The sequence below is a fragment of the Pseudomonas sp. GM74 genome (assembly GCF_000282455.1).
Taxonomy (GTDB): Bacteria; Pseudomonadota; Gammaproteobacteria; order Pseudomonadales; family Pseudomonadaceae; genus Aquipseudomonas.
The window spans coordinates 20,203-34,454 of the sequence record NZ_AKJG01000158.1; the positions used below are offsets into that span (position 1 = coordinate 20,203).

General features: G+C 59.0%; 12 protein-coding genes. 7 read left to right on the forward strand and 5 right to left on the reverse strand.

Annotated elements, in window-relative coordinates; genetic code table 11:
- Positions 1-63: 63 nt before the first annotated feature.
- From PMI34_RS02515 to PMI34_RS02495, 5 genes are all read right to left on the reverse strand, one after another.
- Positions 64-441, reverse strand: a complete 378-nt coding sequence (locus PMI34_RS02515) for a response regulator (RefSeq protein ID WP_008053659.1) — start codon at positions 439-441, stop codon at positions 64-66.
- A 77-nt stretch (positions 442-518) separates the two neighbouring features.
- Complete coding sequence (locus PMI34_RS02510) at positions 519-1,700, reverse strand: hybrid sensor histidine kinase/response regulator (protein WP_008053661.1); 1,182 nt, start codon at positions 1,698-1,700, stop codon at positions 519-521.
- Positions 1,694-2,287, reverse strand: a complete 594-nt coding sequence (locus tag PMI34_RS02505; RefSeq protein WP_008053662.1) for a chemotaxis protein CheB — start codon at positions 2,285-2,287, stop codon at positions 1,694-1,696. The genes PMI34_RS02510 and PMI34_RS02505 overlap by 7 nt, the downstream gene beginning before the upstream one ends.
- Entirely contained in the window at positions 2,284-3,099 is an 816-nt protein-coding gene (locus PMI34_RS02500; RefSeq protein ID WP_008053665.1) for a CheR family methyltransferase, read from the reverse strand. Before PMI34_RS02500 ends, PMI34_RS02505 begins: the two co-directional genes overlap by 4 nt.
- Positions 3,100-3,116: 17 nt before the next feature.
- A complete protein-coding gene (locus tag PMI34_RS02495; protein ID WP_008053666.1) occupies positions 3,117-6,605 on the reverse strand; it encodes a response regulator in 3,489 nt (1,162 codons plus the stop codon).
- Positions 6,606-6,851: 246 nt separating this feature from the next.
- Here PMI34_RS02495 and PMI34_RS02490 point away from each other — a divergent pair, with 246 nt between their 5' ends.
- The 7 genes from PMI34_RS02490 (at position 6,852) to PMI34_RS02460 (ending at position 14,248) form a co-directional block, all read left to right on the forward strand.
- Entirely contained in the window at positions 6,852-7,214 is a 363-nt protein-coding gene (locus PMI34_RS02490) for a response regulator (protein ID WP_008053668.1), read from the forward strand.
- A 74-nt stretch (positions 7,215-7,288) separates the two neighbouring features.
- Complete coding sequence (locus PMI34_RS02485; RefSeq protein ID WP_008053669.1) at positions 7,289-8,587, forward strand: glycosyltransferase; 1,299 nt, start codon at positions 7,289-7,291, stop codon at positions 8,585-8,587.
- 109 nt (positions 8,588-8,696) lie between these two features.
- Complete coding sequence (locus tag PMI34_RS02480) at positions 8,697-9,602, forward strand: AraC family transcriptional regulator (protein WP_008053670.1); 906 nt, start codon at positions 8,697-8,699, stop codon at positions 9,600-9,602.
- Between the two features lie 275 nt (positions 9,603-9,877).
- Positions 9,878-11,188 (forward strand): ABC transporter substrate-binding protein, encoded by a 1,311-nt coding sequence (locus PMI34_RS02475; protein WP_008053681.1) that lies wholly within the window; start codon positions 9,878-9,880, stop codon positions 11,186-11,188.
- A gap of 183 nt (positions 11,189-11,371) precedes the next feature.
- A complete protein-coding gene (locus PMI34_RS02470; protein ID WP_238538839.1) occupies positions 11,372-12,271 on the forward strand; it encodes a carbohydrate ABC transporter permease in 900 nt (299 codons plus the stop codon).
- Positions 12,272-12,279: 8 nt separating this feature from the next.
- Positions 12,280-13,110 carry a carbohydrate ABC transporter permease gene (locus PMI34_RS02465; RefSeq protein ID WP_008053683.1) on the forward strand — a complete coding sequence of 277 codons (831 nt, stop codon included), beginning with the start codon at positions 12,280-12,282 and terminating at the stop codon, positions 13,108-13,110.
- 34 nt (positions 13,111-13,144) lie between these two features.
- A complete protein-coding gene (locus PMI34_RS02460) occupies positions 13,145-14,248 on the forward strand; it encodes an ABC transporter ATP-binding protein (protein WP_008053684.1) in 1,104 nt (367 codons plus the stop codon).
- Positions 14,249-14,252: the final 4 nt, after the last annotated feature.

The following is a 14,252-nucleotide window of genomic DNA, read 5'->3' on the forward strand; positions in this document are numbered from 1 at the left end:
CCAAGCCGCGTACCTTTGACCTGTTGACGGCGAAGGTCAGGGAGATGATCGGCGCCTGAATGCTTACGAAAGCATGTCCTGCATCAATTCCTGCAACTTATCCAGATCGAAGGGTTTGTCCAGGATCGGCGCCTGGCGCGTGATCGGGCTGTCGGTCTCACGGATTTCCTGGGCATAGCCGCTGATGAAAATCACCTTGAGTTCCGGTCGCAGCTTCACGGCGGGCTCGGCGATCTGCACGCCGGAGATTCCTCCGGGCAGGCGGAAGTCAGTGATCATCATGTCCAGGTGCGGTTTGCTCGCCAGGATCTCGAAAGCCTGTTCGCCGTTTTCGGCCTGCAATACGCGGTAACCCTCGCCCGACAGGTATGCGGACAGCACCATCAGAATCGAGGGATCGTCCTCGACGACGAGTACTACATCTTGTGCATCTTCGCTCATGGGAAGCCTTTGTTCGGTCAATTGCTGCTGATACGACCGTGGGGTCGATCAGAGGTTGCGTTTACCTGGCTGTTTTCCTACAGCGGCAGACAAACGCGAAACAAGGCGCCTTCGCCAATCCTGCTCTGGACGGTAATAGTACCGCCATGGGCGGCCACAATCTGTTCTGAAATAAACAACCCAAGGCCCAGCCCGGCAACGACGTGCCTGGCCGATACCCGCTCGAACTGCTGGAAGATCCGCTTCTGGTTTGCCTCGCTGATACCGATCCCTTGATCCTGCACGTCCACCAGCGCCTGGCCACCTTCACTGTAGACCTTCACCGAGATCGGGCTCTTGGCCCCGTAGCGCAAGGCGTTGGTCAACAGGTTGGAAATGACCTGTTCAATACGAAACTCGTCCCAGTTTCCGATCACCGGTTGCGCGGTATCGAGCGAGACCGACGCTTCGGCGGCATCGATCTGCTGGGAAAAGTTGTGCAACAAGTCGCGAACCAGCGTCGAAAGGTCTACGCGCTTCGGCCGGATCGACAACTTGCCGGTGCGAATGCGCGAGACATCGAGCATGTCTTCGATCAAACGAATGAGGTTTTTGATCTGCCGCTCGTCGCGGTCGACCATCGCGTGCATCTTGTCCAGGGTGAAGGCGGCGGCGTTGTCCCGGGCCAGGTGCATCTTGCGCAGCTGGGTTTCAAGGATCAGGCCGTTGAGCGGCGTGCGCACTTCGTGGGCGACGATGGACATGAAGTCATCGCGCATGCGCACCGCCTGCTCCAGTTCCAGCTGGGTATTTTGCAGTTGCTTGAGCAGGGTCTCCTGTTCGCGGCGACTTTGTTCAAGGGCAAGCACTTGTTCCTTCATCGCCTTGCTCTGGCGATACAGGTCGACGAACACACTGACCTTGCTCTTGACCGCCTGGATGTCCAGCGGCTTGTGCAGGAAATCCACGGCACCGCTTTCATAGCCCTTGAACGCGTAGTTCAGTTCATGCCCGGCGGCGCTGACGAAAACGATTGGGATGTTCCTGGTCTTTTCCGTGCCACGCATCAGCTCGGCCAGCTCGAAGCCGTTCATGCCGGGCATCTGCACATCCAGGATGGCCAAGGCGAATTCGTGTTGCAACAGCAGGGACAAGGCTTCGTCGGCGGACAGCGCCTTGTAGACGATACAGTCTTCACGCTTGATCAGCGCCTCGAGCGCCAGCAGGTTCTCCGGCAGATCGTCCACGATCAGCAGTTTGGCCTTGATATTACTCAGCATGCGATTCGTTCCAGCTCGACAAGCAAACGGCCGATGCCGCATACGGGAAGTATGTGGTCCGGCTGGTGCATATCCAGCGCGGCCTGGGGCATGGTGGCGACCTGAGCCTCTTGCGGGTCTTGCACAACGGTCATGCCGCCGCGCTGCTTGACCAGGGTCAGGCCGCGCGCGCCATCGCAGTTGGCGCCGGTGAGCAATACCGCAGCCAGATTGGCGCCGTACGCATCGGCGGCCGATTCGAACAGGTAATCGATGGCCGGTCGCGAATGATGCACGCGAGGCTCCAGGCTCAGGGAAAAGCTGCGGTCCTGCTCCACCGACAGGTGATAACCGGGCGCGGCGAAATACAGCGTTCCGGCCTCGACCGGGGTCTTGTCGCATGCCTCCTGCACCGGCAGGGCAACCCGGCGGGAAAACACGTCCGCCAGTTGGCTACGGCGCTCGTCCGGCATGTGCAGCACGACAATGATCGGCAGTGCAAAGCCTTCGCGCAGCGGGGCGAGAATGTTCAACAGCGCCTCGACGCCACCGGCGGAAGCACCGATCACGATCGCTTCGATCGCCGGTAAGCTCGTTGCACTGTTCATGATTTTCGATAAATCCGTTCTTGTTTGACCAACGGCTCGAACTGATTGCCGAAGGCTGAGAAATCCGGGGTTTCCTTACTGCCCAGCACCAAAAAACCGCGATGGCAGAGGGACTCATGAAACAGTCCGAATGCTCGATCCTGAAGTGTTTTATTAAAATAAATCAATACGTTACGACATGAAATTAATTGAGTTTCCGAGAATACGCTGTCCGTCGCCAGGCTGTGATCGGCGAAGGTCACGTTCTCGCGCAGTGTCTTGTCGAAAATCGCGTACCCATAGGCCGCCGTATAGTAGTCGGCAAACGAACGCTGGCCACCGGCCTGCTGATAATTGACAGTGTAGGCGCGGACGTTTTCCATCGAGAAAATCCCTTGCTTGGCCTTTTCCAGCGAGCGCGGATTGATGTCGGTCGCGTAGATGATAGTACGGTCGAGCAGGCCCTCTTCGCGTAACAGAATGGCCATCGAGTACACCTCTTCACCGGTGCTGCATCCGGCGATCCACACCTTGATCGAGGGGTAGGTTCGCAGCAGCGGCACCACTTCCTTGCGGATAGCCAAGAAGTGCGAAGGGTCGCGAAACATCTCGCTGACCGGAATGGTCAGCAATTGCAGCAGTTGCATGAACGCAGCGGGATCGTGCAGGACTTTTTCCTGCAACGCCGAGATGGTATTGCACTCGAACTGGCTCAACGCATGGTTGACCCGGCGCTTGATCGAAGCGCCGGAGTAATCGCGAAAATCGTAGCTGTACTTGAGATAGATCGCCTCGATCAACAATCGCAACTCGATTTCGCTGTTTCGCTCCATTGAAAAATTGCGCTCCACTAGATCCGTTCCATCTTCGGCAACCACACCCGAATCAGCGAAAACAGGCGATCCAGGTCAATGGGCTTGGCCAGGTAATCGTTGGCGCCGGCCTGCAGGCAGCGCTCCTGATCGTCCTTCATGGCCTTGGCCGTCACCGCGATGATCGGCAGCTTGCGCCAGCGCGGGTCCTTGCGGATTTCAACGGTGGCTTCAAAGCCATCCATTTCCGGCATCATCACGTCCATCAACACCAGATCGATATCTTGCACCTCATTGAGTCGTTCAATCGCTTCGCGGCCGTTGCGGCCAATGACCACGACTGCGCCCTTTTGCTCCAGGGCGCTGGTGAGGGCGAAAATGTTGCGCACATCGTCATCCACAAGCAGCACTTTGCGGCCTTCGAAGACCTTGTCGCGGCTGCGGGCGACCTTGAGCATCTTCTGCCGCTCATCGGACAACCGTGATTCGATTTTGTGCAGAAAAAGCGTCACCTCATCCAGCAACCGCTCTGGCGAGCGTGCGCCCTTGATGATGATCGAACGCGAATACTTGCGCAGTTCGGCCTCTTCATTGCGGGTCAGGTTGCGCCCGGTATAGACGATGACCGGCGGAAAAGAGCAGATGTCTTCGGTGGACATGCGCTTGAGCAGGTCATTGCCGAGCATGTCCGGCAGCTTGAGGTCGATGATCATGCAATCGAAGACCGACGTGCGCAGCAGGTCCAGCGCCTCTTGCGCCAGGCCAACGGCAGTGATCTCGATGTCATCGTCGCCGATCAGACGGGCAATGCTGTCGCGCTGCAAGTCGTCGTCCTCAACCAGCAGCACACGCTTGACCTTCTGGGTCAGCTTGGCCTCGATACGTGCAAACACGTCCTTGAGTTCCTCGCGGGAGGTCGGCTTGACCGCATAGCCGATGGCACCCATGTGCATCGCCGCCTCGGCCCGGTCCTCGACTGAAATAACATGCACCGGGATGTGCCGGGTCTCGGCGTGCTCCTTCAGGCGTTGCAGCACGGTCAGGCCGGAATGATCCGGCAGGCGCATGTCCAGCAGGATCGCATCGGGGATGAACGCCTTGGCCAGCTCGTAGCCTTCGTCGGCGCCGTGGGCCACCAGGCACTGATAACCCAGTTCATGGGCCAGGTCGTAGAGGATGTGGGCAAAATTCGCCTCGTCCTCCACCACCAGAATGCAGCGGGTGGTGAACGGCCCCTTGTTGCGATCATCGTCGAAACGCGCAATGTCGACTTCGGCCACCAGTGGCGACAACGTGGGCGGCGATACCCTCGGCGCCGCGACGGGAGTGGCACGCATCGGCTCGACAGGCACATCGCCCGGGTCCACGTATTGCTGTGGCAAGACCAGGGTAAATACACTGCCCTGCCCCGGCGTGCTGCTCACGCTGATGGAGCCGCCGAGCAAGGCCGCCAGGTCACGGGAGATCGACAACCCCAGCCCGGTGCCTCCGTAACGCCGGTTGGTGGTTCCATCGGCCTGACGGAACGCTTCGAAGATGCTTTCGTGCTGCTCGACCTCGATGCCGATTCCGGAATCGCGGATGCTGAACGCGATGCCGTCATTCGGCACCGTGGCGACGGACAGGCTGACGCTGCCGCTTTCCGTGAACTTCACGGCATTGGACAGCAGGTTCTTGAGCACTTGCTCCAGGCGCTGGCGGTCGGTGAACAGCATCAGCGGCGCACCGTCGTGCATATCCACCTGGAAATCCAGTTGTTTGTCCGTGGCCAATGGCTGGAACAGGCCGCGCAGGCCATCCACCAGCCGCGCCACGCTGGTGTTCTCCGGACGGATCTCCAATTTGCCGGCCTCGACTTTGGAAATATCCAGAATGTCGTTGATCAGGTTGAGCAAATCATTGCCGGCGGAGTAGATCGACTCGGCGAATTTGACTTGCTCGGCAGTGAGGTTTTCTTCCTGGTTTTGCGCCAGCAACTTGGCCAGGATCAACGAGCTGTTGAGCGGCGTGCGGAGTTCATGGGACATGTTGGCGAGGAATTCCGACTTGTACTTGCTCGAGCGCTGCAATTCTATCGCGCGTTCTTCGAGCTGGACCTGGGCCTGATTGAGTTCGGTATTCTTCAGGTCCATGGCGTCGCGTTGCTCGGCCAGTACTTCTGCCTGCTCGGCGAGCTGTTCGTTGGTCTGCTCCAGTTCCACCTGCTGGGTTTCCAGGTGCGCCTGGGACTCCTTGAGAATCCGCGACTGCTCTTCGAGCTCTTCGTTGGCGGTCTTGAGCTCTTCCTGCTGGACTTGCAATTCTTCATTGAGCTGCTGGGTTTCGGCCAACACCTCCTGCAAACGCTGGCGATAGCGTGCTGCCTCGATCGAGGTGCCGATGTTGCCGGCTATCAAGTCGAGTAATTCAACATCACGGTCCGTCAGTGGACGCAAAAAGCCCAATTCGATCACGCCGTTGACCCGCTCGTCGTCGCTGGTTGGCACCACCAGCACACTGCGGGGCAACCCGTCACCAAGGCCGGAGCTGACCTTGAAGTAGTCTCCCGGCACCTCATCGAGGCGAATCAGCCGTGCCTGCTGCGCCACCTGGCCGACAATGCCTTCGTCGCTGCAGATCTGCTGTTCACGCTCCTCCTGTTCGCGAGAGAACCCGTAGGTTGCAATGCGTTTGAGGCCGCCGTGGTCTTCGCGCACATAAATAGCCGCCACGGCGCTGCCCAGGTACTGCGCGCAGAATTGCAGGATGTTGCGGCCCAGCATGCTCAGGCTCAATTGCCCCAGCACCTGCTCGGCCAGTTCGGTCTGGCCGTTGCGCAGCCAGGCCTGTTGCTCCAGACGATGGGCGCTGGCCTGTTGGGCGGCAAGGTTGACGCCGTAGTTCTGCGACAGGGTCATCAAGTCGCGGCGCCCGACATATGCCAGCAACCCGCTGACCCCGGCGATGAACAACAGGTAGAGGCTGATGCTCATGATTGTGGTACGGCGCACTTCATCATTGCGCGATGCACGTAACTGTTGCTCGGCGTCGATCACCGCCTCGAACTGCTTGCGAATTTCATCGGTCAGGCGTTTGCCGCGTCCGGCCTTGACCACGGCGCGATAATCGCCGCCGCTGCGCTGCAAATCGATCAACGATTGCGCGTAGTGGGTCCACTCCTGTTGCAAGGCCTGCAACCGTAGCAAGCGATCGGTCTGCGCCGGGTTGTCGGCGGTCAGTTCGAGCAAGGAGTTGAGCTCCACGGCGATGCGCGGCTTGGCGGTTTCGTAGGGATCGAGGAAGTGTTCATCGCCACTGAGCAGGAAACCGCGCATCCCGGTTTCCAGATCCACGGTCAGCTTGACCGCTTCATTGGCGTTATTGATCACTCGGTCGGTGTGCTCCACCCACTGGATCGTCGACAGTAAATAGGTGATCAGCGACACGAAGAACACGGCGCTGATGAGACCCAGACCCAAGGGCAGGCTGATGTTGCGGCTCAGCAGTTTACGAAATCGTTGCTCATCAACCGAGGACGCTGAGGTCATGGGGCAGGCCTTGTCGAACTGTCAGAATGCAAGGAGTTTGCCCCAAAACTGGTACATTGATCCAATTATCTGACATGTTTGCGCGCAAGGTCCTAAATGCGCTGCGCCCGCGTTATCCTTGCCTGGCCTGCACCGACAATCCTTTTTCCATCACGCAGGGAACTTGTCGGGATCCGCCACTTACTCATGCAAGAAACCGGTGATTTCCAGCGCCCGGCAATGCCAATCTTTTTCAGGAATTCGACCATGTCATCCGCCAACGCCTCCACCATCCTCGTCGTCGAAGACGATGCCATCGTGCGCATGCTGATCGTTGACGTACTCGAAGAACTGGAATTCAAGGTGCTGCAAGCCAATGGCAGCGAACAGGCGCTGGAGACGCTCAAGGACGCGAGCCAACACATTGACCTGATGATGACTGATGTCGGCCTGCCGGTCATGGACGGCCGCGAACTGGCCATCCTCGCCCGTACGTTACGCCCCAACCTGCCCATCCTGTTTGCCAGCGGCTATGCCGAAAGCATCGAAGTCCCTGTCGATATGCACGTGATTGGCAAACCCTTCTCCATTGATCAGTTGCGCGACAATGTCAAAGCCATTCTCGGATGACCCTGCGCTGCGCTATGGTTTAATGCGCACCTTTTTCGTCCCTGCCCTGTCTTCGCTTCAAGGAATTCCCGTAAATGATTTTGCCCCGCGCAACCAAAGTCCTGGTCATTGGTTACGTCTGGCCCGAGCCCCGCTCTTCCGCGGCCAGCGGGCATGTCATGCAGATTCTCGACACTTTCCTGGAACAAGGCTGGGACATCACGTTCAGCAGCCCGGCAGGCTTCGGCGAGCAACGCGCAGACCTGACGGCGCTGGGTATTGACGAAGTCCCCATTGAGCTGAACAACAGCAGTTTCGACGCATTCATCAGCGAACTGGCGCCGGACATCGTGTTGTTCGATCAATTCATGATGGAGGAACAGTTCGGTTGGCGGGTCGAGAAGTATTGCCCCGATGCCTTGCGCGTGCTCGAAAGTTGCGATCTGCAAAGCCTAAGGCAGGGCCGGCATCAACGCCTCAAGGAGCGCCTGAAAGCCAGTGACGACAACAATGACTTCAGCGACCTGTTCGCCCCGGCGTCGCGCGAAGAGTTCGAGCACATGGCCAATACCGATATGGCGAAGCGCGAGATCGCCTCGTTTTATCGTTGTGATTTGACGCTGATGGTTTCCGAAGTGGAAATCGAATTGCTGGTCGATCAGTTCAGGGTCCCGCGCAGCCTGTTGCACTGGTGCCCGTTGATGGTCGATGTACCGACCCGTGCGCCGGTACCATTTGAAGACCGGGCCCACTTTCTTCATATCGGCAACTTTCGCCATGCGCCCAACTGGGATGCGGTGCTCTGGTTGAAAACCGCTATCTGGCCGCTGATTCGCGAGCAGATACCCGGCGCTCAATTGCATATCTATGGTGCCTACACACCACCCAAGGCGACTGCCCTGCATAATCCGGCCCAGGGTTTTCATGTCATGGACTGGGCAGAAGACGCTCTGCAAGTCATGTCGTCGGCGCGGGTCTGCATGGCGCCTCTGCGTTTTGGCGCTGGAATCAAGGGCAAGATTGTCGATGCGATGCTCTGTGGCACACCGAATGTGACGACGCCTGTGGGTGCCGAGGCGATGCATGGCCAGGAGGCATGGCCCGGTGCAGTGACCCGTTCGGCACGGGAGTTCGCCGATCATGCCGTGCAACTGCACAACGACAAGACGCGCTGGCTGAACGCCCAGGCGCACGGGCAAACCCTGCTTGCCAGCCGCTACAGCAAATCCGTTCACGGCCCGGCCTTGATCCAGCGACTGGTCGATTGCCAACGGGATGTGGCAAACATAAGACGAGATAACTTTACCGGCAGCATGCTGCGTCATCACCAGCACAAGAGCACTCAATACATGGCGCAATGGATCGAGGCGAAGAACCGGCTTAATCAGGAGTAGCGCGCCCTCCTTGAGCGTGTCTTGCAGGAGCAGGCACTCAGCCGGTAGTAGCATTATCCCTCAGTCAAGAGGCATGATCAGGACGGAATAACAACACAAGCGCCCTGACATGACCCGCACCGCCAGAGTCACCGATCCGTCCTATGAATTGATGGACGACCACAATGGCTTGTCCATCATCTATCGCCAGCATGGTTTCCCCTGCCCGCTGGTGCGCTGGCATTTCCACAAGGAATACGAGTTGCACCTGATCGTCGCCAGTTCCGGCAAGGTGTTCATCGGCGACTACATCGGCAACTTCTATCCGCAATCCCTGTTTCTGACCGGCCCCAACCTGCCCCACAACTGGATCAGCCAGGTGGCCCAGGATGAAGTGGTGCCCAAGCGCGACATGCTGGTCAACTTCACCGATGAGTTGTTCGACAGCGGCTATCAGGTGTTCGCCGAACTCAAGGCTCTGGCGCCCTTGCTGGAACGCGCGCAGTACGGCATCGAGTTTCGCTGCAAGCACACCATCGCCAAGGCGATGGATCTGATGCAGCGCATCGCCGATACCACCGGTGCGACCCGTCTCGGGCATTTTTTCATTCTGCTGGAGTTACTTGCGGCCACCGACGACTACCAATTGCTCTCCGGCGCGACGACGCCGCAACTGGCCGACGAGAACAACATCGATCGCACCAACCGCGCGGTGGATTACATCTTCGCCCATTACGCCCGGGACTTGACGCTGGAGGAAGTCGCCGAACACCTGGGCATGAAACCGACTTATTTCAGCCGGGTTTTCAAACAGGCCACCGGGCGCAATTTCATCGAATTCGTCAATCGCCTGCGCATCAGCAAGTCCTGCGAGTTGCTCGCCGATGGCGACAAACCGGTGACCGATGTCTGCTTCGAATCGGGCTTCAACAATATTTCCAACTTCAATCGGCGCTTCCAGCAACTCAAGGGTATGACGCCTTCGCATTACCGGCGGTTGGTGGTACAGCGACTCACCGAGCAAAACCTCGGCTAGATGCGATCAAATGTGGGAGCAAGCCCGCTCCCACAAGGGGTCGTAGCCAAGCTCGAAACCTGTACGGATTGAATATCGCCCCATCGCTGAAAACCCCTTCCTTGCGTCTACCCCCCTAAAGTTCAGTGCAAAAAAGTATCGATCAAAGTGCGATGGATGATTTGTCTCGCCCGCCATTGAAGGTTGTAATCAGTGCACATTCTTCCTGCTTTCGGAAGACACAAAAACAATAACTGTCCTTCTGTATCCCGCCGGGTGCAGAAAAGGAGTGCACGATGCAACCTTCGGTAAAAGCTCTGCTTGCCCTCACCTGCATGACCCTCAGCAGCGTCAGCCTTGGCGCACAGACCCTGACCATCGCCACCGTCAACAACAGCGACATGATCCGCATGCAAAAGCTCTCGAAAAGCTTCGAGGCCGAGCATCCGCAGATCAAGCTCAATTGGGTGGTCCTCGAAGAAAACGTCCTGCGCCAGCGCCTGACCACCGACATCGCCACCCAGGGCGGGCAGTTCGACGTGCTGACCATCGGCATGTACGAAGCCGCACTCTGGGGCGCCAAGGGCTGGCTTGAGCCGATGAAGGATCTGCCGGCCAGCTATGCCCTCGACGACGTGTTCCCGTCGGTGCGCGAAGGTCTGTCGGTCAAAGGCTCGCTGTACGCCCTGCCGTTCTATGCCGAAAGCTCGATCACCTACTACCGCACCGACCTGTTCAAGGATGCCGGCCTGACCATGCCCGAGCGCCCGACCTGGGAGCAGATCGGTGAATTCGCCGCCAAACTGAACAAACCCGAGCAGGAACAGTACGGCATCTGCCTGCGGGGCAAGGCTGGCTGGGGCGAGAACATGGCGTTGATCAGCACCGTGGCCAACGCCTATGGCGCGCGCTGGTTCGATGAGAAATGGCAGCCGGAATTCAGCGGTCCCGAATGGAAAAACGCGCTGAACTTCTATGTCGACACCATGAAGAAATCGGGCCCGCCGGGGGCGTCGAGCAACGGCTTCAACGAAAACCTGGCGTTGTTCAACAGCGGCAAATGCGCGATCTGGGTCGATGCCAGCGTCGCCGGTTCATTCGTCACCGACAAGTCCCAGAGCAAAGTCACCGATCACGTCGGCTTCACTTATGCGCCGCATCAGGCCACTGACAAGGGGTCGGCCTGGTTGTACTCCTGGGCGCTGGCCATTCCGACCAGTTCCAAGGCCAAGGACGCGGCGAAAACCTTCAGTGCCTGGGCCACGTCCAAAGAATACGGCGCACTGGTCGCGGAAAAAGACGGCATCGCCAACGTGCCGCCGGGCACCCGGGCCTCGACCTACAGTGAGGCGTACTTGAGTGCGGCGCCGTTCGCCAGGGTCACGCTGGAATCGCTCAAGGCCGCGGACCCGAGCAATCCGGGCGCCAGGCCTGTGCCGTACATCGGCATCCAGTTGGTAACCATTCCCGAGTTCCAAGGCATTGGTACCCAGGTCGGTAAATCCTTCTCGGCGGCGCTGATCGGCCAGACCACGGTCGACCAGGCGCTGGCGGCGGCCCAGCAAACCACCGAACGCGAAATGAAGCGTGCGGGTTATCCCAAGTAACCCCCGCACTTCCCTGCTCTTGCCTTGTGTGGGAGCGGGCTTGCTCGCGAAGAGGCCGGTGCATCCGCCAAATATTCGTGACTGAACCATCGCCTTCGCGAGCAAGCCCGCTCCCACATTGGATCCTCATAGGTCTGAATGAATCGGTTTAACGCCATGAATACATCAACTGCAAAAGCTCACATGGACATTGTCCAACCGCAGCGCAAAAGCCGCGTGGCCAATCCCGGCTGGTTTCTGGTCAGCCCCTCGGTGGCCTTGCTGCTGTTGTGGATGATCGTACCGCTGGGTATGACCGTCTACTTCTCGACGATTCGATACAACTTGCTCAACCCCGGCGATAACGCGTTCGTCGGCCTGGAAAACTTCACCTACTTCCTCACCGACTCGGGCTTCCTGCCCGGCGCCACCAACACCCTGTTGCTGGTGGGCAGCGTGCTGCTGATCAGTGTGGTGTTCGGTGTGCTGATCAGTGCTTTGCTTGAGGCCAGTGAGTTTTTCGGTCGCGGCATCGTGCGGGTGATGCTGATCTCGCCGTTTTTCATCATGCCCACCGTCGGCGCGCTGATCTGGAAAAACCTGATTTTCCATCCGGTGTCGGGGATTCTCGCCTACGTCTGGAAGCTGTTCGGCGCGCAACCGGTGGACTGGCTGGCGCATTACCCGCTGCTGTCGATCATCATCATTGTCTCGTGGCAATGGCTGCCCTTCGCCATCCTGATCCTGATGACCGCCATGCAGTCCCTCGACCAGGAACAGAAAGAAGCGGCACGTCTGGACGGTGCCGGACCCATCGCGATTTTCTGGCACCTGACCCTGCCACACCTGGCACGGCCGATTGCAGTGGTGGTGATGATCGAAACCATCTTCCTGCTCTCGGTGTTCGCCGAAATCTTCACCACCACCAACGGCGGCCCCGGCTACGCCTCGACCAACCTCGCCTACCTGATCTACAACCAGGCGCTGGTGCAGTTCGACGTCGGCATGGCCTCGGCGGGCGGCCTTATCGCCGTGGTCATCGCCAACATCGCCGCGATCATCCTGATACGGATGATCGGCAAAAACCTGACCGACAAAGCCTGAGGCCTGCCATGACTCTTCAACAATCCCGTCGCCTGCAAAGCCTGCTGCTCGGTACGTTGGCCTGGGCCATCGCGATCGTGATCTTCTTTCCGATCCTCTGGATGGTACTGACCAGTTTCAAGACCGAAATCGATGCCTTCGCCACGCCGCCGCAATTCATCTTCATGCCCACGCTGGAGAACTACCTGCACATCAACGAGCGCAGCGACTATTTCAGCTTTGCCTGGAACTCGGTGGTGATCTCCTTCAGCGCCACGGCCCTGTGCCTGTTGATCGCGGTGCCGGCAGCCTACTCCATGGCGTTCTACGAAACCCAGCGCACCAGAGGCACCCTGCTGTGGATGCTCTCGACCAAAATGCTGCCACCGGTGGGCGTGCTGATGCCGATCTACCTGCTGGCCAAGAGTTTCGGCCTGCTCGATACGCGGATCGCGCTGATCGTGATCTACACGCTGATCAACCTGCCGATCGTGGTCTGGATGATTTACACCTACTTCAAGGACATCCCCAGGGACATCCTCGAAGCCGCGCGGCTGGACGGCGCGACGCTGGCCCAGGAGATGCTCCGGGTGTTGCTGCCCATCGCCAAGGGCGGCCTGGCATCCACGGTGCTGCTGTCGCTGATCCTGTGCTGGAACGAGGCCTTTTGGTCGCTGAACCTGACCTCGTCGAAAGCCGCACCACTGACCGCATTGATCGCTTCGTACTCAAGCCCCGAAGGGCTGTTTTGGGCCAAGTTGTCGGCCGTCTCGACCCTGGCCTGTGCGCCGATCCTGATCTTCGGCTGGATCAGCCAGAAACAACTGGTGCGCGGCCTGTCGTTCGGCGCCGTGAAATAACCCCCAAAAGAATAAGCACAAAAGGAGCGCCACCATGGCCAACCTGAAAATCAAGAATCTGCAAAAAGGCTTCGAAGGCTTTTCCATCATCAAGGGTATCGACCTTGAAGTGAACGACAAGGAGTTCGTGGTCTTCGTCGGCCCGTCGGGCTGCGGCAAATCCACGCTGCTGCGTCTGATCGCCGGGCTGGAGGAAGTCAGCGGCGGCACCATCGAACTCGACGGCCGCGACATCACCGAAGTCAGCCCGGCCAAGCGCGATCTGGCGATGGTGTTCCAGACCTACGCCCTGTACCCGCACATGAGCGTGCGCAAGAACATGTCGTTCGCCCTCGACCTGGCCGGCGTGGCGAAAGCCGAAGTGGAGAAGAAAGTCAGCGAAGCGGCGCGCATCCTCGAACTGGGGCCGATGCTGGAGCGCAAGCCCAAGCAACTGTCCGGCGGCCAGCGCCAGCGCGTGGCGATTGGCCGGGCCATCGTGCGCAACCCGAAAATCTTCCTGTTCGATGAGCCGTTGTCCAACCTCGATGCCGCCCTGCGGGTGCAGATGCGCCTGGAACTGTTGCGCCTGCACAAAGAACTGCAAGCCACGATGATCTACGTGACTCACGATCAGGTCGAAGCGATGACCATGGCCGACAAGGTGGTCGTACTCAATGGCGGCAAGATCGAGCAAGTCGGCTCGCCCCTGGATCTCTATCACCAACCGGCCAACCTTTTCGTCGCCGGTTTCCTGGGCACGCCGAAAATGGGCTTCCTCAAGGGCAAGGTCACCCGCGTCGACAATCAGGGCTGTGAAGTGCAGTTGGACGCCGGAACCCGCATCAACCTGCCCTTGAGCGGCAGGCATCTGAGCATCGGGAGTGCGGTGACACTGGGCATTCGCCCGGAACACCTGGAACTGGCCAAACCCGGCGACTGCACCCTGCAGGTCACCGCCGATGTCAGTGAACGCCTGGGCAGCGACACTTTCTGCCACGTCCGGACGGCATCCACAGAAGCCCTGACCCTGCGCGTTCGCGGCGATCTGGCCAGCCGCTACGGTGAAACCCTGAGCCTGCATCTGGATGCGCAACACTGCCATTTATTCGATGCCGACGGCGTGGCGTTGACCCGCCCGCTGCACGTTGCTGCCTGATTTC

Excerpts from the sequence above, each read along its gene's own strand:
- PMI34_RS02460 (WP_008053684.1), top strand. The coding sequence starts at position 13,145 with ATGGCCAACCTGAAAATCAAGAATCTGCAAAAAGGCTTCGAAGGCTTT.
- PMI34_RS02515 (WP_008053659.1), bottom strand. The coding sequence starts at position 441 with ATGAGCGAAGATGCACAAGATGTAGTACTCGTCGTCGAGGACGATCCC.
- PMI34_RS02495 (WP_008053666.1), bottom strand. The coding sequence starts at position 6,605 with ATGACCTCAGCGTCCTCGGTTGATGAGCAACGATTTCGTAAACTGCTG.
- PMI34_RS02505 (WP_008053662.1), bottom strand. The coding sequence starts at position 2,287 with ATGAACAGTGCAACGAGCTTACCGGCGATCGAAGCGATCGTGATCGGT.
- PMI34_RS02510 (WP_008053661.1), bottom strand. The coding sequence starts at position 1,700 with ATGCTGAGTAATATCAAGGCCAAACTGCTGATCGTGGACGATCTGCCG.
- PMI34_RS02490 (WP_008053668.1), top strand. The coding sequence starts at position 6,852 with ATGTCATCCGCCAACGCCTCCACCATCCTCGTCGTCGAAGACGATGCC.
- PMI34_RS02465 (WP_008053683.1), top strand. The coding sequence starts at position 12,280 with ATGACTCTTCAACAATCCCGTCGCCTGCAAAGCCTGCTGCTCGGTACG.
- PMI34_RS02475 (WP_008053681.1), top strand. The coding sequence starts at position 9,878 with ATGCAACCTTCGGTAAAAGCTCTGCTTGCCCTCACCTGCATGACCCTC.
- PMI34_RS02470 (WP_238538839.1), top strand. The coding sequence starts at position 11,372 with ATGGACATTGTCCAACCGCAGCGCAAAAGCCGCGTGGCCAATCCCGGC.
- PMI34_RS02480 (WP_008053670.1), top strand. The coding sequence starts at position 8,697 with ATGACCCGCACCGCCAGAGTCACCGATCCGTCCTATGAATTGATGGAC.
- PMI34_RS02485 (WP_008053669.1), top strand. The coding sequence starts at position 7,289 with ATGATTTTGCCCCGCGCAACCAAAGTCCTGGTCATTGGTTACGTCTGG.
- PMI34_RS02500 (WP_008053665.1), bottom strand. The coding sequence starts at position 3,099 with ATGGAGCGAAACAGCGAAATCGAGTTGCGATTGTTGATCGAGGCGATC.